The 18,656-nt window shown below is 57.1% G+C and carries 17 protein-coding genes; 9 read left to right on the top strand and 8 right to left on the bottom strand.

Features of this window, described 5'->3' with window-relative positions; genetic code table 11:
- Positions 1-177 precede the first annotated feature (177 nt).
- Positions 178-579 carry a leucine-rich repeat domain-containing protein gene (locus tag TBK1r_RS05055; protein ID WP_145207813.1) on the top strand — a complete coding sequence of 134 codons (402 nt, stop codon included), beginning with the start codon at positions 178-180 and terminating at the stop codon, positions 577-579.
- A gap of 355 nt (positions 580-934) precedes the next feature.
- On the opposite strand, the gene TBK1r_RS05050 is transcribed toward TBK1r_RS05055, so the two are convergent.
- The gene (locus TBK1r_RS05050) at positions 935-2,299 is read right to left on the bottom strand and encodes an alpha/beta hydrolase family protein (protein ID WP_419580984.1); all 1,365 of its coding nucleotides are present in this window, start codon (positions 2,297-2,299) and stop codon (positions 935-937) included.
- Positions 2,300-2,754: 455 nt separating this feature from the next.
- On the opposite strand from TBK1r_RS05050, the gene TBK1r_RS05045 reads away from it, so the two are divergent.
- Positions 2,755-3,156 carry a leucine-rich repeat domain-containing protein gene (locus tag TBK1r_RS05045; protein WP_145207811.1) on the top strand — a complete coding sequence of 134 codons (402 nt, stop codon included), beginning with the start codon at positions 2,755-2,757 and terminating at the stop codon, positions 3,154-3,156.
- A gap of 477 nt (positions 3,157-3,633) precedes the next feature.
- A complete protein-coding gene (locus TBK1r_RS05040; RefSeq protein WP_145222055.1) occupies positions 3,634-3,777 on the top strand; it encodes a DNA alkylation repair protein in 144 nt (47 codons plus the stop codon).
- 22 nt (positions 3,778-3,799) lie between these two features.
- On the opposite strand, the gene TBK1r_RS05035 is transcribed toward TBK1r_RS05040, so the two are convergent.
- The 3 genes from TBK1r_RS05035 to TBK1r_RS05025 form a co-directional block, all read right to left on the bottom strand.
- The gene (locus TBK1r_RS05035) at positions 3,800-4,747 is read right to left on the bottom strand and encodes an SDR family oxidoreductase (protein ID WP_145207810.1); all 948 of its coding nucleotides are present in this window, start codon (positions 4,745-4,747) and stop codon (positions 3,800-3,802) included.
- Between the two features lie 348 nt (positions 4,748-5,095).
- Entirely contained in the window at positions 5,096-8,401 is a 3,306-nt protein-coding gene (locus tag TBK1r_RS05030; RefSeq protein ID WP_145207809.1) for an efflux RND transporter permease subunit, read from the bottom strand.
- Positions 8,398-10,152: an efflux RND transporter periplasmic adaptor subunit gene (locus TBK1r_RS05025; protein WP_145207808.1), complete on the bottom strand. Its 1,755-nt coding sequence runs from the start codon at positions 10,150-10,152 to the stop codon at positions 8,398-8,400. The genes TBK1r_RS05030 and TBK1r_RS05025 overlap by 4 nt, the downstream gene beginning before the upstream one ends.
- A 67-nt stretch (positions 10,153-10,219) precedes the next feature.
- Between TBK1r_RS05025 and TBK1r_RS05020 the strand changes: the two genes are divergently transcribed.
- A complete protein-coding gene (locus tag TBK1r_RS05020; RefSeq protein ID WP_145207807.1) occupies positions 10,220-10,864 on the top strand; it encodes a TetR/AcrR family transcriptional regulator in 645 nt (214 codons plus the stop codon).
- 226 nt (positions 10,865-11,090) lie between these two features.
- Here TBK1r_RS05020 and TBK1r_RS05015 read toward each other — a convergent pair whose 3' ends face one another.
- On the bottom strand, positions 11,091-12,077 hold the full coding sequence (locus tag TBK1r_RS05015) for a zinc-dependent alcohol dehydrogenase family protein (RefSeq protein WP_145207806.1): 987 nt from the start codon (positions 12,075-12,077) through the stop codon (positions 11,091-11,093).
- Between the two features lie 223 nt (positions 12,078-12,300).
- Here TBK1r_RS05015 and TBK1r_RS05010 point away from each other — a divergent pair, with 223 nt between their 5' ends.
- The 3 genes from TBK1r_RS05010 to TBK1r_RS05000 all read left to right on the top strand — a co-directional run bounded on the left by TBK1r_RS05010 (position 12,301) and on the right by TBK1r_RS05000 (position 14,388).
- A complete protein-coding gene (locus tag TBK1r_RS05010) occupies positions 12,301-12,690 on the top strand; it encodes a winged helix-turn-helix transcriptional regulator (RefSeq protein ID WP_145207805.1) in 390 nt (129 codons plus the stop codon).
- Positions 12,691-12,831: 141 nt separating this feature from the next.
- The gene (locus TBK1r_RS05005; RefSeq protein WP_145207804.1) at positions 12,832-13,275 is read left to right on the top strand and encodes a hypothetical protein; all 444 of its coding nucleotides are present in this window, start codon (positions 12,832-12,834) and stop codon (positions 13,273-13,275) included.
- Between the two features lie 138 nt (positions 13,276-13,413).
- On the top strand, positions 13,414-14,388 hold the full coding sequence (locus tag TBK1r_RS05000) for an NAD(P)-dependent alcohol dehydrogenase (protein WP_145207803.1): 975 nt from the start codon (positions 13,414-13,416) through the stop codon (positions 14,386-14,388).
- A 31-nt stretch (positions 14,389-14,419) separates the two neighbouring features.
- On the opposite strand, the gene TBK1r_RS04995 is transcribed toward TBK1r_RS05000, so the two are convergent.
- Positions 14,420-14,821 carry a cupin domain-containing protein gene (locus TBK1r_RS04995; protein ID WP_145207802.1) on the bottom strand — a complete coding sequence of 134 codons (402 nt, stop codon included), beginning with the start codon at positions 14,819-14,821 and terminating at the stop codon, positions 14,420-14,422.
- A gap of 496 nt (positions 14,822-15,317) precedes the next feature.
- On the opposite strand from TBK1r_RS04995, the gene TBK1r_RS04990 reads away from it, so the two are divergent.
- Positions 15,318-15,956, top strand: a complete 639-nt coding sequence (locus TBK1r_RS04990) for a peroxiredoxin-like family protein (protein ID WP_145207801.1) — start codon at positions 15,318-15,320, stop codon at positions 15,954-15,956.
- A gap of 137 nt (positions 15,957-16,093) precedes the next feature.
- Here the strand turns inward: TBK1r_RS04990 and TBK1r_RS04985 are convergent, their stop codons facing one another.
- Complete coding sequence (locus tag TBK1r_RS04985) at positions 16,094-16,393, bottom strand: MTH1187 family thiamine-binding protein (protein ID WP_145207800.1); 300 nt, start codon at positions 16,391-16,393, stop codon at positions 16,094-16,096.
- A 186-nt stretch (positions 16,394-16,579) separates the two neighbouring features.
- Here TBK1r_RS04985 and TBK1r_RS04980 point away from each other — a divergent pair, with 186 nt between their 5' ends.
- Positions 16,580-17,068, top strand: coding sequence for a magnesium-dependent phosphatase-1 (locus tag TBK1r_RS04980; protein WP_145207799.1), 489 nt, complete (start codon positions 16,580-16,582; stop codon positions 17,066-17,068).
- A gap of 126 nt (positions 17,069-17,194) precedes the next feature.
- Here TBK1r_RS04980 and TBK1r_RS04975 read toward each other — a convergent pair whose 3' ends face one another.
- Complete coding sequence (locus tag TBK1r_RS04975) at positions 17,195-18,631, bottom strand: DUF1501 domain-containing protein (RefSeq protein WP_145207798.1); 1,437 nt, start codon at positions 18,629-18,631, stop codon at positions 17,195-17,197.
- Positions 18,632-18,656: the final 25 nt, after the last annotated feature.

Raw genomic sequence — 18,656 nt, 5'->3', positions numbered from 1 at the left:
CGGAGTTTAACTTCTTCCGTGACCGGTTTGCGTTGGATTGGTTTCGCATCAAATGGATTCCCTGAGCAAGGACTGGCATGGGAGTTGCGGTCTGCATGCGGTGAAGTGCTCACCGACGAGGGCGTTCGCTTGTCGAGGAGCTAGTTATTTCGACGGTTCAGGACGGAGACAGATTTGATGGACGCCGCTTTGATCGACCTGGCGGACCGAGGGGTTCGCTTCACATTCCTCGGTGAACCTTTTCGAAGCTGGAAAAAGATCCCGAACGAGGACATCGTGGATGTCAACTTCAACCAGCTGGAAATCACCGACGAAGACGTTGAAGCGTTACTGTCGCTTACCAACCTCGAGGGAATCAGTTTTTGGAGGACCAACGTTTCCGATCGCGCGATCGAGCTGATTGCTCAGCTCCCTCAACTCACGCGACTCAACCTGTGTGGAACGCGAGTTACCGACGCATCGGTTTCCACCCTCGTCGGCATGGCATTGAACTACGTTGACGTCGCAGACACGCGGCTCACACCACAAGGCGTTGAAGCGCTACGCGCGGGACTGCCCGATGCAGAGATCCTCGCTTAACAACCCGCGATGGAGATTCGCCAGGCGGCAGGGGAAAAACGGGGCAGGGGCAGGGGCAGTAAAAGAAAAAGGTCAGGCTGTCAGTTGCGGAACGATGAAACGATTACTGAGCCCACCGATAGCACCGCGAACCCACGGATGTTTGCACCCTGTCATCCGTGGGTTCGCGCTGCTATCCGTGGGAATGATTATCGCTGGTTCGCCCAGGCTAGGAGAAAAAGGGGTCAGGAGCCGTAAAGGTAGACTGGGCAAGGCAAGACACCCCAGTCTGCCGAAAAGGCTCCTGATCCATTTAAACGCACTCATTGCCAAGCGCCGGCGGCAGCCTACTTTGTCGCCGGGCCGATTCTTTCTCTCACTTTCGCAGCTTTTGCACGGCCTCAGGCGGCGCTGGCGGATAGACTTCGCCGGGATCAGGCAGTTGGAAATGGCGAGTCAGCCATGGAATTGCCAGGTACGCTTTGAAGTAATGATGGGCCGCGTTCACGTTGGCATGCTCCAACCACTCGGTCGCGCTCAGGCCCTCTGGGATCGGCTTATCATCTCGCCGATCACCCGGATCACTGTATTGCGGATAGTAGTGGATCGAAACGTTTTCCGCAGCCCCGGCGATTTGATAAGCCTTGCGCACAAGGTTCAACGAATGAGTCGGCCCGCCTTCGGTCACGATCAGTGGACGCGGCGCAAAGGCGGCGACCAAATCAGGGTAATCGAACCACTCCCATAGGCCCGGAATGCAGTGTCCCAGCCAGTTTGCCGTCGGCCTGATGCCGCGTTGATTGGGCATGCTGCTTACTTTCGCCCGTTCGATCGTGGCGGCGAGGTAGTCATTCCACACGATGCCCTGAATTTTCGGGTCGAGCACAGCCAGCACCAGCAGAGGCTCTGTTCCGAGTGAATGACCACTCACGGCAACGCGTGCGCCATCGACGCGCGGCTGAGTGCGCAGCCAGTTCAGGATCTGGCGTTTTTGAAACACGGAGAGGGCAATGTAATTGCGGCCCATGTCGATGAGGTAGCGGGAAAGTGTGCTGCGATCGTCCATGGTGCTGCCACGATGCATCGCCAGGTCGGAGAGTTCGCCGTTTCCTGGATGGTCGACCGCCACCGCGACGAACCCGGCTCTGGCGAATTGCACGGCCTGCTGATTGCGCTCCGCGTGAAGCCAGCCGTCATGATTGCGATCGTCCGGCTCGAATGCCGCCACCAGCGGCGGCTCGCCGGCCAGATTCTCTTTGGTGCCGGATGAACCCGGCAGGCACATGATCGCGGGCACGGGATTCTCAGGCGTGGCGTTGTCCGGGATCAGCACGAGAAAGGGCACCACGCTGCCGGGCTCGGGATAGAGTTCCCATTTCTCAAGCACATAACCTTTGCGCCCCTGGGACCAAAGCTTGCGCGGCGCAGGTTGAGGAACCGGTTCGGGGAAATTCATCAATTCCAGCAGTTTGGCGCGCACCTGTGCCCGCCACTGTTCGAGTTCCTCAGAGGTGAATTCCGGGTTGAACGCAAGTTTAGGTTTGGCATTACGGAGCAGATGCAGCTGGAATCCCCGTGTGCTCACATGTCGCCCATCAGGACGCCCGCTTTGAATGACGCGCTCTTTCGCGATGTCCAGCTTTTGTCCGACGGCGGGCGTGACCAGTGCGAACATCCACACGCCGATGGCGATGGTTCCGTGACGTGCCATCCGCCGCCAGTGCAGTTGAATCTGTTTCATGAAACCCCCAGGCATCAGTCAGGTGAGTGACAACTTTGCTTCCAATGCAGGCCCCAACCTGTCACAGTCGTAGCCGTCATGAAAAGGATGCCCTTCTGACGCGAAACCGTGAATGCGAGTGATTGCAAGGCACCCATAGTCGGGCAAGGCTAAGCTTCCCAATCGGCGAGTTTAGCATGTTCGGCGCTCGCCGGTCCATCACGCCTGCTTCACACAGGACGCGCACGTGATCGTTGCAACCACTGGGCATGAAGAACAGCGGTTACGACCGTAACCGTTACGTGTTCCGAAAGCGGCCTTGCGGTTGCACGTATGGTCCGTCCGGAAGCGGGAAAGATCCTTCCGCGGAGACTGGCATGGGGATTGCAGTCTGCTAGCCGAGCAGTGCTCGCCGACGGCGCGGTCGCGTCTTGGTGGTCCCTACTTTCCGACGTTTCAGGACGGAGACAGATTTGATGGACGCCGCTTTGATCGACCTGGCGGACCGAGGGGTTCGCTTCACATTCCTCGGTGAACCTTTTCGCAGCTGGAAAAAGATCCCGAACGAGGACATCGTCGATGTCAACTTCAACCAGCTGGAAATCACCGACGATGACGTTGAAGCGTTACTGTCGCTTACCAACCTCGAGGGAATCAGTTTCTGGAAGACTGACGTTTCCGATCGTGCGATCGAGATGATTGCTCAGCTCCCTCAACTCACACGACTTAACCTGTGCGGGACGCAAGTGACCGACGCATCGGTTTCCACCCTCGTTGGCATGACGCTGAACTACCTTGACGTCGCAGACACGCAGCTCACACCGCAAGGTGTGGACACGCTGCGGACGGGACTGCCCGATGCAGAGATCCTCGCTTAGCAACCCGCGATGGAGATTCGCCAGGCGGCAGGGGAAAAACGGGGCAGTAAGAGAAAAAGGTCAGGCTGTCACTTGCGGAACGATGAAACGATTTCTGAGCCCACCGATAGCAGCGCGAACCCACGGATGTTTGCACCCTGTCATCCGTGGGTTCGCGCTGCTATCCGTGGGAATGATTATCGCTGGTTCGCCCGTTGAGGCCTTGATTTTTGAGTGCACCTTTCCGACCGAACACACGAATGGGGGCGGTTTGGCTAACGGGGTTGACGGTAGAATAAAGGAGCAATTGACCGACGTCACACCTGACGGATGTTTCGTCGTTGTTCAATCGCAAGAGCTTTGAACCAATGACGGGTAAGATGACGGCGAAGCAGGTACTATCATCGCTTCGTGAGGTGGCTCGCGAAGAGAAGGCGGCATTTTTGCCTGGATTTTTTAAAGCTGTGCCCGGTGGGTACGGCGAAGGCGATCGGATGGATGCTACGCGAAATGGGCCAACGCGATCAGCCTCGATTGGAAACGTTCTTGAAAAAACATGCCAAGACGATGCCGCGAACGATGCTGCGTTACTCGATTGAGAAGTTTTCGAGGGAAGATCGAACGAAATGGATGAACCGGTGATCCGGCAGGATGTGGAGAGAGGCTACGGTGACCAAGTTAATGAAGTCTTCTGCTCGGATAGTGTCCAAAGCTTGGTAGCAGCTTCCCGATCCAAGGCGCACTCGTCCAACGGGCACTCGTCGATAGGACCGACCATCTCTGCTCGTTTTGTAGGGCCGTAGAGCTTTTCGGAGGCAACTTCCTGTTCCGTTGCGCACATCACTTCCGGCCAGGATCCCTTTTCGGCGGATTGTGCGACGATACGAGAGAGTATGGACCAGACAATCTTGTTGAAGGTACTGGCCGTGTCCTTCAACAGATTGGTTCGCGACGCACCGGGATGACAAACCTGGACCGTAACGTTCTTTCCAGCAGATTCGACACGACGCTGCAATTCGTAGGCGAACATCATCTGCGCCAGTTTGCTCTGGGCGTAGGAATTCCAGGCGGTGTAATTCTTGTCAAAGTTGAGGTCTTCGAACTGAATCCTCTTGAGCCCCATTTTGTATGCGTTGCTACCGACGACCACGATGCGTCCCGCCGACGCTTCGATCCGATCGAAGAGCAAACCACAAAGGAGGAAATGACCGAAGTGGTTCACACCGAGCTGGCTTTCAAAGCCATCCACGGTGATCTCCTGGTTGGCCACCTGCGCAATGGCGGCATTGCAGAGGAGCCCGTCGAGTTGGGAGACCTTCTCCAATACCTCCTCCGCCGCCGCCCGCACGGAATCTAACACCGCCAGGTCCATGCGCACGAACCTCACGTCCGCATCACTACCAAATTCCTGCTTCAGATTCGCGATGGCGGCGGCTGACTTTTCGGCACTGCGGTTCATCATCACGACGGATGCACCTTTGGACAGGAACACCCGCGTCGCCTCAAATCCGGCGCCTGCGTTGGCACCGGTGACGACGTAAGTCTTGCCAACGAGGGAACCGAGCCGCTCCGGTGTCCAGCCCTTTGGTCCAAAGTTTTTTGTGGCGATCATCTTACAAGCTCCTTAGAAACGACTTATCAATTGGTGGCGTAATCGTCGTGGACGAGGCGACGAGTCCTGAATGTCCGGATGAAGCTGCAGGACTCGTCGCCTCGTCCACTACGTTAGTTTTTGGGTTTTGCCGGGGACTCGTCGCCTCGTCCACTACGTTAGTTTTTGGGTTTTGCCGCAGGACTCGTCGCCTCGTCCACTACGTTGGTTTTTGGTTTTGCTGCAGGACTCGTCGCCTCGTCCACTACGTTGGTTTTGGTCTTTGGCCGGGGACTCGTCGCCTCGTCCACTACGTTGGTTTTTGGTTATGCCGCAGGACTCGTCGCCTCGTCCACTACGTTAGCCGACTCAATGACGAGACGCCGGCGACAGGAAGGAATAGAGGACCGGGACGACGAAGAGCGTCAGTACTGTGGCGAAGGTCAAGCCAAAGATGAGCAGCCATGCCAGACCTTGCCACAGCGGCCCACCGTCGAGGGCGAGAGGAACGAGTCCGCCCACGGTCGTCGCGGTCGTCAAAAAGATCGGCATCAGCCGCTGTCGAGCGGCGTCGACGATCGCTTCGTGATAGGCTTGGCGCGTCAATGGCTGGTCGGTTCCGGACGTTTTTTCCTTCATGACGATGTCAGCAAACTCGACAAACAAAATTGCCGAATTCAAGACGATTCCGAACAGCGCCAGCACGCCAAGTTGGGGCATGAATCCGAACGCATTGTCTGTCACCCAGAGGCCGAACAGTGCTCCCACGAGCGCAAGCGGCAACGTCACGATGATGATCGACGTACGGGCAAGACTGTTGAACTGAAAAATCAACAACAAGATGATTGCGATGAATGACATGCCAAATGAACGAAACATTTTCCACTGGGCTTTCATCGACTCTTCAAGCGCGCCGCCGATCTCGATGCGAAATCCGGGAGGCAACTCGGCTTTCAACTCTCTCATTGGCGCGGAGTTGAAGACTCGCGTCGTGATGTCGTTGCCGGACGCCCCGTAGTTGATCCGCGATCTGACTTCGATCGTTCGATTTCCATTGCGTCGATCAATGGTTTCCAAACGCCATTGCGGTTCGACGTTCGCGATGGCTGCCAGTGAAACCTTGCCGACGCGGGTTTCGATGTGGGAGCTGTTCACGGTACCAAGCGACCGCCGGCTTTCGGGATTCAACCGAAAGTAAACGGGGATTTGCCGGTCACCCTCGCGATACATCGTCAGCAGCTTTCCGGAATAGTAGGCGTCAAGCGTTGACGCGACTTCCGCGTTGCGAATCCCCGAAAGGCTCGCCCGATCGGAATCCACAGCGACGAACAACTGCTGGCCGGAGACGCCCCACGAATCGTTGACGTCCCAAGTCTCAGGCTCGGCGTCCACGATCGACTTGACGCGATTCGCAATCCGTCTGAGTTCGTCGGCGTCGGCGAGCCCGTTCCCCATGACCCGCAACACGACGGGATCTGCGGGCGGGCCGAGCGCCAGTTCGACAGGCACCACTCGAGCGCCGGTGATCGGTGACAGCCCTAACGATTCATCTCCCTGCCTCGCAACGGCACGCAATTGCTCGGCAAAGTCGTGGGTCAATTCTCCCTTGGTCGTATGGATCAGGATTTCGGCGTAGTTTGGCTTCTGGGTCTCCGGTTCCCATGCGAGGTACCAGCGCGATCCACCTCCGCCGACGATGGTTCGCATATTGAGCAAACGCTGGTGTGACCTTCCTTCGGCATCGACATGCGGGCTGAGCGCACGGATCATCTCTTCGACTTGGCGAGCGACGCCGTTGGTTTGTTCAATCGAAGCGGACTCGGGCAAATAGATTTCAACGGCAAATTGGTCGCGCTGAGTAAGTGGAAAGAACTCGCTCGAAACCGGAAGCTGGGTCGCAAGCACAATCATTCCGATCGAGGCGAGAATGGTGACCAAGCGATGACGTAGTGCCCAACTCACCGCGTTGGCGTAGATTCGATAGAAACCGCCATGTTGGGTCGCGGATTGCGAAGCTGCGGCTGCGTCCTTCTTTCGGCCAAGCTTGCGCCACGCGGTTCCGAGTTTTCCCATCAACCAGGGCAGCGGCGCGGTTGGACGAGTCGGATCTTGGGGCGGCCGTATGAACCACGCGGCGAGGATGACACAGAAAGTCATCGCCAGAACCCAACTGACAGCCAGCATGACGGACAGCGTGATTGGCAGGCTGTAGATGAATTCACGATTGGCACCGTCCATCGCAATCAACATCGGGACAAAAGCGGCAACCGTTGTCGCGGTGCCGCTCAGCATCGACGGACCAAGCATTTTTGCGCCCGCAACGGAGGCATCACGCGGGCTCATCCCGGCGATCTGGTTTGTACGACTCTGGTCGCACACCTGGACTGCATTGTCGACCAACAATCCGAGCGAAATAATCATTGATGCCAACGACATCTGTTCCAGTTGCACATCGAAAAGCGTGATGATCGCCAGCGACGAGATGACAACGAACGGGATGTTGGCCGCCATGACGGCGGCCGTGCGAAAGCCGACAACCAAGTACACCAGGACAACAACCACCAGAATCGCCTGGACGATGTTGACGCCAACCTCGCGAATTCGATGCTTCACACTGTCCGACTGATCAGAAATGATGGACACCGACAAATCGGGCGGCAACACCCCCGTGCTTTGCAGCTGGGCGACGCTTTCTTTGGAACGGTCGCAAATGTCAATGATGTTTGCGCCCGATTTCATGGAGACCGCAAGAATGATGGCGGGCGTCTCGAACTGGGGTGTTCCGTAGCGGCAAATGCGTTGGGGCGGGTCGCTGTAGCCACGACGAACGTTTAACCCCATGTTTTTGAGTTGAACTTGATTGAAACCTGCATCGCCCGATTCATCACCGGACGCCACGACACCGACGACCAACGAGTCAAACGCTTCCACCGCGCTGACATCACCGCTGGGCTTGACAAAAAAACGACCGTCTTCGCCGTCGATCCTTCCGCCCGGCGCGACGATGTTTTGCGACTTTGCGAGGGATTCGATTTGAGCGGTCGTCAGCTCCAGCGTTGACCAGTTCCCTTCGTCGGTCTCGATGTAAATTGCTTCTTCCTGGACTCCGTACCGACCGACTTGCGAGACGCCCGGCAGAAGCCGAAGCGAATCACGAATGCGTTCGGAGAACAGATCCAGTTGCCGCGGCGAGTAAGCGTACTTCGGATCAACGGCCGAGTCGCCGTCGAGCGGCCGTTGGTGGACGGCGTACAGCAAAACACTGGTATCGGCAAATTCATCGAACAGAAACGGCGAAATGCTTTGGTCAGGCATTGGCACGTTGCGAATCCGGGCGCGGACGCGATCCCAAGCGTCGTCCACCCTCGCGCCCGGCACATTGTCTTCGAGTTCGACGAAAATGACGGATTGTTCGCTGCTGGATGTCGATCGAATCAACCGGACTTCTTCCAATCCGTCGATCGCATCTTCCAGCGGATCGGTCACCAGTTTTTCAATCTGCTCTGCCGATGCACCTTGCCACCGAGTGGTCACGACGGCGATCTTGAGCGTGAATTCGGGGTCTTCGCGGCGCGGCATGGTGATGAAGCTGACGCTGCCCCAAGCGACCAGCAACAACACCAGCGTGATCGTGATCGTCGGGCGACGCACTGCGAACTCGGGAAGACCTCTCATTGCTGGGCGCCCCCGAGCGGGAAAACCAGCACACGGTCACCGTCGTTGAGGTAGTGCGTGCCCTCGACAATGACTTGCATTCCCTCACGCAACTGTTGCCTCGAAATCGATGAGATTCGAAGCAGAACCGTTTCACCGAGGACCGATTCCCCTTCGGCGACGCCGACAAACACTCGCCGCGCATTCGCTTGGCTCTCAGTGCCATCGAGCACGTGGACAAAGGTCTGCCCCTGTTCTTCCCGGACAGCCTTCATCGGGACATAGAACCCATCGGTCGGTTCGTCGGTCGTTAGTGAGATTTGCGCAACGTCGCCGGATCGCAACAGCCAGCGTTGCTCGTCAAGCATCACCCGGGAACCGCGCCACGTTTCCAGATCGGGACGTTCGCTTGCCGCGGCGATAGACGGCTCTGACTCTCTCGCCTTGAAAAAAAGTTTGCCGGTAATTAGATCATGATCAACGTCCAACTCCTGATTCGGGTCGGTGAACTCGATCGCGACGAATTTCCACCGCCCCAGATAGGGAATCACGTCGCTGGTGATTCGCACGGGGACTTTTGTCACCGAAAGCAGACGATCGCCCGGTGGCGAGGGAGTTCCCCAACGACGATTGGTGACCTTCCAGACAAACGTTTGGCCGCCGATCGTATGAACCGCTTCGCGAACGACAAGCTGTCGGCGGTCGCCCGTAATCATGGGCCCGATGTTCAACGGTGTAATCTGATCCGTCCATGCGATCGGCTCGTCAGTGTCCGGTGACTGGTATGCGGAGTCGTCGATCTCGTTGCGCACATGCAGCGTCACGGTAAAAGTTCGCGCCGCCGGGTCAGCCACCGTATCGACCCGGTACACCATACCGCTAAGCTGGCGAGACGTTCCGCTGCCATCGGTCACTTGGACCGACAACATGTCACCGCGACGGTAGCGGCGAGAGTCGCGGGCTGTCACCTCAAACTCAATGGTCATCGGATCCATCATCTGTACCGTCACCACCGGATCGCCTTCTTTGACATACGTGCCGGGGACGGCGTGAATCTGTGAAACCAGCCCGGGAAACGGGCTGTAGAGCACGGCGTTTCGGAGGCTGCGCTGGGCTTCGGAGAGTTGCTGTTGGGCCTGCAGGATTTGAGCTTCGAGTGCCAGCTGGCAAGCTTTCGCCTGAGCCAACTCGGCCCGGGAACTGGCAAGGCGAGATTTCGTCGTCGATGCATTGGTTTGAGTGGCGTCAAGTTCCGAGAGTGAAACGGCATTCTGTTTCGAAAGCTCTAACGCGCGGGACAGCTCGATGTCGGCGAGGTCGGCCTCGGCCTTTGCCGATTCGATCTGTGCGGGCAACTGCTGCTCAATCGTGACAAGATTCGCATCACGGTTCAGTTTCGCGACTTCGACGCTGGCGTAGGCCGACTCGACGGCAATTTTCAACGCTTCATCATCGAGACGGGCCAGCGGAGTCGGACCTGGTCGCCGGTCATCGGTCTGGCCACCGATTTGTGGCGAAACAAATTCGTTCGGCTCGATGACTTCGGCGACGCGTCCGGCCACCTCAAACCCGATCTGCTCCGATTTCCAAGGCACAACCGACCCCGTCATGAATTGGGAATTTGTCGGAGAAGTTTGCCGCAAGGTAGCGATTGTGACCGGCTTGGGAGGCTTTTCAGTGGGGACGGGATCGTCCTGTTGCGGGGCACAACCGGTGATGGTCAGACCGCATACAAAGACGATAAAGCCGACGCCGTGTTCTCGAAGATGCATAACTTGTCAAGTGAAAGAGGCCACGCCATGACTTGCAAAAAGTAAACCGCGCGGTACACTTTATCTCATGCCCGGAAAAAGTAAACCCCAGAGTGTAAGTCGCGAAAAAGAGCCGCGGGACCGACTGACGGATCGCAAGCGAGCGTCGATCGTGCAAGCCGCGGTGGAGGCGTTTCAACAGTACGGCTATTTCGCCGCCAGCATGAATGGCATCGCTGACGCCGCATCGGTCAGTAAGCGAACCCTGTACAACCACTTCGACAGCAAGGAAGCCCTGTTTGATGCGATTGTCGAGGAGTTGAAGTTTCGCGTCGAGCGACTTCCGGAGTGCGAGTTCGACGCTTCGCGAGGCCTCGTCGAGCAATTGACGGAACTTGCGCAGACCGAAATCGACTTCTTCACGTCGGAGGACGTTCAGGCTCTTTCCCGAGCCGGATTGTCGCGTGTGCTGGGCGAACCGGATGCTGGCCAACAGGTCGATCAACGCTTTTTTATCAGGAGAGTGACGACATGGATGAAGCAGGCGCAGGCATCCGGTTGCCTTCTCGAAGCCGACGCAGAGTTCGCAGCGATGCAATTCGTCGGCTTGCTGCGCACCTTCGCGTTCTGGCCGATCATTGTCCACGGCGAGCCCCCGCCCTCAGGCCGCAAACGAAATCAGATCGTCGCGCACACGGTTGAAATGTTTCTCAGCAGATATGCAGTGCACTGAATTCCTTTCCCATCGTGGACGAGGCGACGAGTCCATTCAGTCTCAGCTGGTAGTGGACGAGGCGACGAGTCCATTCAGTCTCAGCTGGTAGTGGACGAGGCGACGAGTCCATTCAGTCTCAGCTGGTAGTGGACGAGGCGACGAGTCCTCCTTGACCGTTTGAAACTACGGGACTCGTCGCCTCGTCCACTACCGCGTCAATGATTCCGTCGACGTTCTTTGGTGATTAGTTTTCGACGACGACTTTGCCCATCGCTTTTCCGCTCTGCAAGCGAGCGTAGGCTTGTCCGACTTGTTCGAGCGAAAACGGTTCTTCATCCAGTACAGGCTTGAGCCCACCGGACTCACAGATCTGAGCCAAGTCGCGGAGGATTTCGGCGTGTTGTTCTCGTTTAAAATCGTGCAGCATCGGAATCAGCATGAACACGACGTGCAACGACAGCCCCTTGAAGTGGGCCGGAGTCAAATCCAGCTCGCACATCGAGACGGTCGTCGCGACTTGACCGTTCAGTGCTGCCGCTTCAAACGAGTTCGTCAGGTTTGCACCGCCGACCGAGTCGAATACCAGATCAAACCCCGCCCCGCCGGTGTGCTTGGCAACGTATTGCTCAACCGTCTCAGTCTTGTAATTGATTCCGGTCGCACCCAGTCGCTCAATTAGCGCCAGCTGTTTCTCGCCGCCACCGGTTGAGTAGACGTCGGCGCCCCAGTGCTTGGCCAGTTGCAGCGCGACGTGGCCAACGCCGCCCGAGCCACCATGCACGAGAACTTTTTGGCCCGGTTTGATGCCCGCGCGAACCAAGCCTTCGTAGGCCGTGATCGCGACCAGCGGCAATGCGGCGGCTTCTCGCATCGACAGGTTCTTGGGTTTGTGGGCAATCAAATGGCTGTCGGCGACCATGTACTCGGCCAACGCGCCGGGCAAGTCAGCCAACCCGCCGGCACAGCCATAGACCTCATCGCCGACGGAGTAGTCCGTCACTCCGTCGCCGACTGCCTCAACCGTTCCGGCAAAATCCATCCCGAGAATGGCGGGCGTGTCGGGGGACAAAGGCAAGTCCTTTCCCATGCTGCGTATCATCGTGTCGACCGTGTTCACGCTCGAAGCGGCGATCTTGACCAGCACGTGGCCGGCCTTCACGTCGGGTTTCTCAACCTCCGCAGCTTCAAAGGTCGCGTCTTCGCCATAGGCATGGATGAGCATCGCTTTCATCGTGTTTATCTTCTCTGTAAGGGGTGAGGGAAACAGGTTTGGTAGTGGACGAGGCGACGAGTCCATTCAGGCTCAGCTGGTAGTGGACGAGGCGACGAGTCCCCCGCGATTCACGAAACCAGGGACTCGTCGCCTCGTCCACTACTCAAAGCTTTGTCCGGGTGCATAATACGGGTACGCCTCACGCAAACAAGTACGCACATTTCAGACAGGTAGGCACAAAATGGATACTATTAACAAAACCCGGCACACCAGCTACGTGCTACCCGCCTGTCCGGTCGAAGCGACGTTGGAGTTGATTGGCGGCAAGTGGAAAGGCATCGTTCTTTTCTATTTGCTCGATGGCCGGCTTCGTTTCAGTGAACTCAAGCGGAAAATCGGTTGCGTCACACAGCGGATGTTGACCAAGCAACTTCGCGAACTCGAAGCCAGTGGCTTGGTTAACCGGATCGTCTATGCCGAAGTGCCGCCGCGAGTCGAATACGAGCTGACCAAAGAAGGCAAATCGCTTGAGCCAGTCCTGCAGTTACTCAAGCAATGGGGCGAAGAGCACGCCATGAATCTGATCGCGGAACGTCAACAGACAGTCGTGACTGAACAAGCAAGCGAATGAATCTTGAAGATTAAGGACGTGACGCGTTTTTCTCTGACGGCGTGTACGGCGATCCGTCGTTTTCGTGCCACCGCTTTGTTACAAATCTGTTTTGGTTGATCCGACGAACGAAGAACCAGTGTGTTTGGCGAGGAGTGTGCGATGGATTTAGGTCCCCTGAAATGGTCGACGCCCGCCCCCATCTTTAAATGGGGGTTGTGTGTTGCGGGAACCATCATGTTGGTGCTGGGGCTGATGGGGTTGTGGAATTTGGAAACCACCGGCACCATTTTCGTACGTGGCTCGGGACGCATCCCGACAGGCAACTTTATCTGGGGGTATCGGTTTGTGATTGCCGTTTTTCTCGCAATGGCCGCCGGGATGGCTGCAGCCTGGTTTTGGTTTCCAAAGATTTCGGTCTATGAGAGAGGCCTGGTACTGCCCTGCGGCCGTCGCCTACTTTGGTCGGACGATTTCGAATGCAGGCAGATCCTCCCGGGTAAGTGGAGCCTTCAACAGGGAAGTCAACGCATTGAACTGGTGGTTTACGATGCGCCCAGCATCAAGCGGATGGAGTTGGAGTTTGAAAGTCACGGCAAGTGTTAGCCTGCAAGCCATCCGCCCGGCGGCTTTTCGGCCTGTTTATTTGTGAACATCGATTAAATCGACAGGCCGTTTCGCCGATGGCGATTAAACGGGGCACGACCGTCATGACTTTGTGGCTCACACCCAAGTAGGCTCGACATGAAAGCAGTTTTCGCGAATGGTTACGGTCCGCCGGAAAATTTACGAGTGGGCGAGGTCCCCACTCCGGCAATCAAAGATGCAAACGTTCTGGTGCGCGTGCACGCGGCGGGCCTACACGTCGGTGACTGCTTCACTGTTCGTGGCAAGCCCTTTGTTGTCCGCATGGAATCGGGCTGGCTTCGGCCGACCACAGGCATTCCAGGCTACGACTTTGCCGGAGTGGTCGAAGAGGTTGGCGACGCAGTTGTCGGTATTGACGTCGGCGACGAGGTGTTTGGTTACTGTCCGGGGAGCTGCGCCGAGTATGTCTCGGTGTCCGCGGAGAAACTGGCTGCGAAACCTGAGGGCTTGTCCTTTGTCGAAGCCGCTGCCCTGCCGACGTCCGCGCTGGCGGCACTGCATGCGCTGCGGGATGTCGCCAAACTGCAGGCCGGCCAATCGTTGCTGATCAATGGAGCTTCGGGCGGCATCGGGAGTTTTGCGGTGCAAATCGCCAAAATGTTTGGCGTCGAAGTGACCGGTGTTTGCAGCAGTTCAAATGTAGCGCTCATCGAGTCGCTCGGTGCCGACCATGTCGTCGATTACAAGAAGGACGATTTCACCGAGTCCAGGCTTCAATACGACTGCATCTTGGACAATGTCGAGAACCGCGATCTGTCCGAAGTCCGTCGCGTCCTGAAGCCGACCGGAACGTTGATTTGCAACAGCGGCACCGGTGCGGCCGGATTGCGTTTCTGGGCTCGATTGCTCAAGCCGCTGGTCCTTTCGCCGTTCACCAAGCAGCGACTGTGCCGATACCTCTCGGTCCCGACTCGCAAAGACCTTGAAGTGCTCTGCGAGATGGTGAACAACAAAGAACTCCGGCCGGTTTTGTCGGAAGTGCATACATTGGATTCGGTCGTTGACGCGTTGCTCGCGCTGGAAGTGGGGCACACGGCCGGGAAACGGGTCGTCCGCCTGATCGAAGCCTGAAGGGAGCGTCTGTGTTTGCATCGCCCCGCACCTACGAAAGCGTCGGCGCGCTCAGCGACTCGTCATCGCGAGGCAGGTCGTATTGGATCCATTCTGGGCTCAAGTGAAAGTCGACCGAGTCCAAGCGACCGGGGCCTAGATTCTTGTAGGCGTGCGGCACGTTCGCCGGACCAATCACAAGCGAACCAGCCGCCGCTTCGAATTGTCGCTCGCCCACGGTAAAGAGGGCGCGTCCCTCCAGAATATGAAATATCTCGTCGTACGGATGTACATGTAGATTGGGTCCCTCACCGATCACGTCGGTGCTGTAGCGGATGACGACGCAATCGACGCCAAAATGACGCCCCTCTTGCGACCCAAGAGGTGGGCTGGAGTTCTTCAGCCAGTCTTCGGGACGTATCAGTACGGGTTCAATTTTGCTTGGTCTCGGCACCGTCTTCCCTCTGCTTGTTGTGCGGATTCTTCAATGGACACACTCACGAATTGCGAACGCCGATTGGAGATTTTAGCATGCAGGAATGAATCATAGCGGCGTCGCACTACACCGCTGCTTTAACGTGTGTCACGAAGGAGCCAAGCATGAGTAATCGCAAACGGGCGTGTGATCAGCAGACGGGTCATGCTGCGGATGCGACTCTTTGGCGGAACGTCCAATCCGATGGCCATTGAATAGCGAATGACGCTACGGAAGCGGTTCGTTTCAGTTGCCTCGACGAACAAACGGAGACTCCTACGATGCCGTGATCGCGAATTCGTTCTCCAACTCGTCTCTCGATTTCGATTGGGGATTGAGCGAACCGTGATCCGCCTCCGAAAATTGATGAGTCAGTCTATCGTTTCTGGAGGTTTGCCAGCATCACCGAATCCGTCGCCCGTACAATGACCATTCCACTGCGTGGATTTCAGACCCTCTTTCAGACGAATAAAAAATGCCAATCGCCAACTATCGAACAACGCTTTTCACCTGCGTTGCTTCCTGCCTGCTTGCCACCAGCGGCATCGGTCAAGATCGAATCATTGCATCAGCGCCCGACGGCACCAAGCCGCTGGAAGTAGGCAGCTCCATTCCCGATGTCACGGTCGCGGATGCGGCGGGAAACGCGGTATCACTTCAGTCGCTCCATCAAGACGGGCCCGCCGTGCTCGTTTTCTTCCGAGGCGGGTGGTGCCCGTTCTGCACCAGGCACACGCAGGACTTGATCAAGATCTACCCGCAGCTCAAAGAGCATGGCGTGAATCTGGTGGCAATCAGTCCTGATAGTCCCAAGAACTCGACGGAAAACGTGACAAAGAATTCGATCCCGTTTCCCATTCTTTCAGACGCCGACGTAAACGCTGCAAAGGCATTCGGCCTCGCCTTCACGGTCGATGCAAAAACGCTGACAAGATACAAGGGCTTCGGAATCGACTTGGAAAAGGCATCGGGTCGCGATCATCATGCACTCCCGGTACCGGCCGTTTACATCATTGATCAGAACGGCAAGGTCGTCTTCGCGCATAGCGACACGAATTATCGTCAGCGATTGGATACGAAGACGATTCTGGCCGAAGTCGAGAAGTTAAAATGAGTACTTCGCCGTGAATCGCCCAGAATAACCCTTTGGTCCGTGTGAACGATCGCAGGTACCAAAGGACAGAGCAGCACGGGAGAAGCTTCGGGCGACCGTGCGGAGGACTGCCCAAGAGCACGCCCTCCGGACGGCCGTTATGACTTCTTGTCCGTCACGCTGTCGATCTTTTCCTGCATCGATTGCTCGCGGTCGGTACGGGTGCCGACTTTGATGGTGGTGGTGATTCGCGGCGCGCCGAGGGCATGAACACGTTCATGGCAGCGTTTGATCGCCGCGAACACCTCGTCCCAGTCACCCGCGATGTTCGTGCCGTATGCGTGCAGCTGGTGCTCCAATCCTGCTTCCTGCAAGACCTTCTGGCACTCTGCGACGTACTTGCTGACCGAGACCCCCACTCCCATCGGGACGACACACAAATCTACAATGACGTTCATCTCAGTTGAGTTCCTCGCGTTTCGGTGAGAGTCTGTTTTCAACCATCAAGCTTAAGCGTTTGCGCCGAGAAATGCAGTGGCACATGAGAATTGGATCCGACACGTTTGAAACCGTTGAAGGTGCTGACGGGGCAAACTGATGCGATTTTCTGTTTTTAGGCGACCGAACCTACAAGATTCACGACCGTGATTTTACCCGCGCTAATCGTCTTCGACCTTGACTTCACCCTCTGGGATTGTGGCGGGACGTGGTGTGACTGCCTCTCGCCTCCATTCCGGATGCAGCACGGGCGACTCGTCGATCGCGGCGGCAGGCAGGTGCGTTTATATTCTGATGTCATGCAGGTGCTCGATTTCTGTGATAAGAGGCAGATTGTCACCGCCGTGGCATCCAGAACGGAGCAACCAAGCTGGGCAAGGGAGCTGCTACAGCTCTTGGAAGCGACACATCGCTTTGCGTACTCCGAGATCTACCCGTCATCCAAGCTGAAGCACTTCGAATCCCTTCGCACGACAACGGAAGTGGAGTACGATCGAATGCTGTTTTTCGATGATGAGATGAGGAACATCCATGAAGTCTCCGGTCTCGGCGTGACAAGCATTTTTGTCGAAGACGGTCTCACGCAGAGCGTGTTTGACGATGGTCTCCAGCGATTTTCCAAACAGCACGCTTAGCCGTTCTTGGATCCGGAGTTGGTCGAATGGATACAACTCTATACGGAACACCTGATTGATTTCTTCCATTGGCGATCGCCGCCTGCATCGTAATCGCTCGCACCGTCAGGCACGCATGGTCGGAAATTAGGCCAGGACGTCATGCAAGACTTCGCCGTGGACATCGGTCAGACGGAATCGGCGGCCCTGGTACTTGAAGGTCAGACGTTCGTGGTCGATTCCCATCAGGTGCAGGATCGTCGCGTTGAAGTCGTGAACATGCACGCCATCGCGGATGATGTTGTATCCGAACTCGTCGGTCTCTCCGTAGGTCATGCCGGGCTTGATGCCTCCGCCGGCCATCCACGTGGTAAAGCAACGCGGGTGATGGTCGCGGCCGTAGTTGTCCGTGGTTAAAACGCCTTGGGTGTAAGACGTGCGGCCAAACTCACCGCCCCAAATGACGAGCGTGTCGTCGAGCAGTCCCAGTCGCTTGAGGTCCTTCACCAACGCCGCTGAGGCTTGATCGGTTTCAGCAGCCTGACCCTTGATTTGTTTCGGCAGGTTCGAGTGCTGATCCCAGCCCTGATGGTAAAGCTGGATGAACCGGACGTCCCGCTGGGCCAGTCGTCGGGCCAGCAAACAGTTGGCCGCAAACGTGCCCGGCGTCTTGGCGTCGTTCCCGTACAGCTGGAAGGTCGACTCGGGTTCGTCGGAAAAGTCAGCCGCGTCCGGCACCGAGGTTTGCATCCGGTAAGCCATTTCGTACTGCGCAATTCGCGATTCAATCTCTGGATCGAGCTCTTTGGCAAACTGATGTTGATTGAGCCCGTTGATGGCATCCAACTGAGCGCGGCGACGCGACGCGGGGATGCCTTCTGGATTAGAGAGATACAGGACGGGGTCGCTGCCGCCGCGAAACTGCACACCTTGGTACTTGGAATCCAGAAATCCGTTGCCCCACAATCTTGCGTACAACGGCTGGCCTCCCTGGCCCGCCGAAACCAGCACGATGAATGCCGGCAGGTCTTCGTTTTCGCTTCCCAGTCCGTACGACAGCCACGCACCCAACGACGGTCGTCCCGCGATTTGCGATCCGGTTTGGAACATCGTGATCGCCGGGTCGTGGTTGATCGCTTCGGTGTGCATCGACTTGATGAAGCAGACATCGTCCACAATGTCGCGATGGTGCGGCAGCAATTCACTCAACCACGCCCCCGACTCGCCGTGCTGCGCAAATTTGAATGCGGAGCCAGCCAGCGGTAGAGACGATTGGTTGACGGACATGCCGGTCAGCCGTTGCTCGCCGCGTACCGCCGGAGGAATCTCTTGACCATTCATTTCGTTGAGCAGCGGCTTGTAGTCAAACAGGTCCTGCTGGGCAGGGCCGCCGGATTGGAACAAGTAAATGATCCGTTTGGCCTTTGGCGCGAAGTGTGTCCCGGCGGACAATCCTCCGCTCGCCGCTTGCGCTGACGCTCCGCCTGACGTGCCCAGCAGGCTGGCGAGTGCCGCGACGCCCACACCGGTTGAACTGGTCCTGAAAAAGTGCCGGCGATTGAACGCAAATGATGGCTGATTCATGGGAATCGGTCTGAAAGAATGTGGT

It is taken from the genome of Stieleria magnilauensis (assembly GCA_007753675.1).
Lineage (GTDB): Bacteria > Planctomycetota > Planctomycetia > Pirellulales > Pirellulaceae > Stieleria > Stieleria magnilauensis.
Note: the sequence above shows the minus strand (reverse complement) of the source record. Positions and strands in the feature narration are given on the sequence as shown.

Coding starts and splice junctions, on each gene's coding strand:
- TBK1r_RS05055 (WP_145207813.1), top strand. CDS start 178: ATGGACGCCGCTTTGATCGACCTGGCGGACCGAGGGGTTCGCTTCACA.
- TBK1r_RS05050 (WP_419580984.1), bottom strand. CDS start 2,299: ATGAAACAGATTCAACTGCACTGGCGGCGGATGGCACGTCACGGAACC.
- TBK1r_RS05045 (WP_145207811.1), top strand. CDS start 2,755: ATGGACGCCGCTTTGATCGACCTGGCGGACCGAGGGGTTCGCTTCACA.
- TBK1r_RS05040 (WP_145222055.1), top strand. CDS start 3,634: ATGCTACGCGAAATGGGCCAACGCGATCAGCCTCGATTGGAAACGTTC.
- TBK1r_RS05035 (WP_145207810.1), bottom strand. CDS start 4,747: ATGATCGCCACAAAAAACTTTGGACCAAAGGGCTGGACACCGGAGCGG.
- TBK1r_RS05030 (WP_145207809.1), bottom strand. CDS start 8,401: ATGAGAGGTCTTCCCGAGTTCGCAGTGCGTCGCCCGACGATCACGATC.
- TBK1r_RS05025 (WP_145207808.1), bottom strand. CDS start 10,152: ATGCATCTTCGAGAACACGGCGTCGGCTTTATCGTCTTTGTATGCGGT.
- TBK1r_RS05020 (WP_145207807.1), top strand. CDS start 10,220: ATGCCCGGAAAAAGTAAACCCCAGAGTGTAAGTCGCGAAAAAGAGCCG.
- TBK1r_RS05015 (WP_145207806.1), bottom strand. CDS start 12,077: ATGAAAGCGATGCTCATCCATGCCTATGGCGAAGACGCGACCTTTGAA.
- TBK1r_RS05010 (WP_145207805.1), top strand. CDS start 12,301: ATGGATACTATTAACAAAACCCGGCACACCAGCTACGTGCTACCCGCC.
- TBK1r_RS05005 (WP_145207804.1), top strand. CDS start 12,832: ATGGATTTAGGTCCCCTGAAATGGTCGACGCCCGCCCCCATCTTTAAA.
- TBK1r_RS05000 (WP_145207803.1), top strand. CDS start 13,414: ATGAAAGCAGTTTTCGCGAATGGTTACGGTCCGCCGGAAAATTTACGA.
- TBK1r_RS04990 (WP_145207801.1), top strand. CDS start 15,318: ATGCCAATCGCCAACTATCGAACAACGCTTTTCACCTGCGTTGCTTCC.
- TBK1r_RS04985 (WP_145207800.1), bottom strand. CDS start 16,393: ATGAACGTCATTGTAGATTTGTGTGTCGTCCCGATGGGAGTGGGGGTC.
- TBK1r_RS04975 (WP_145207798.1), bottom strand. CDS start 18,631: ATGAATCAGCCATCATTTGCGTTCAATCGCCGGCACTTTTTCAGGACC.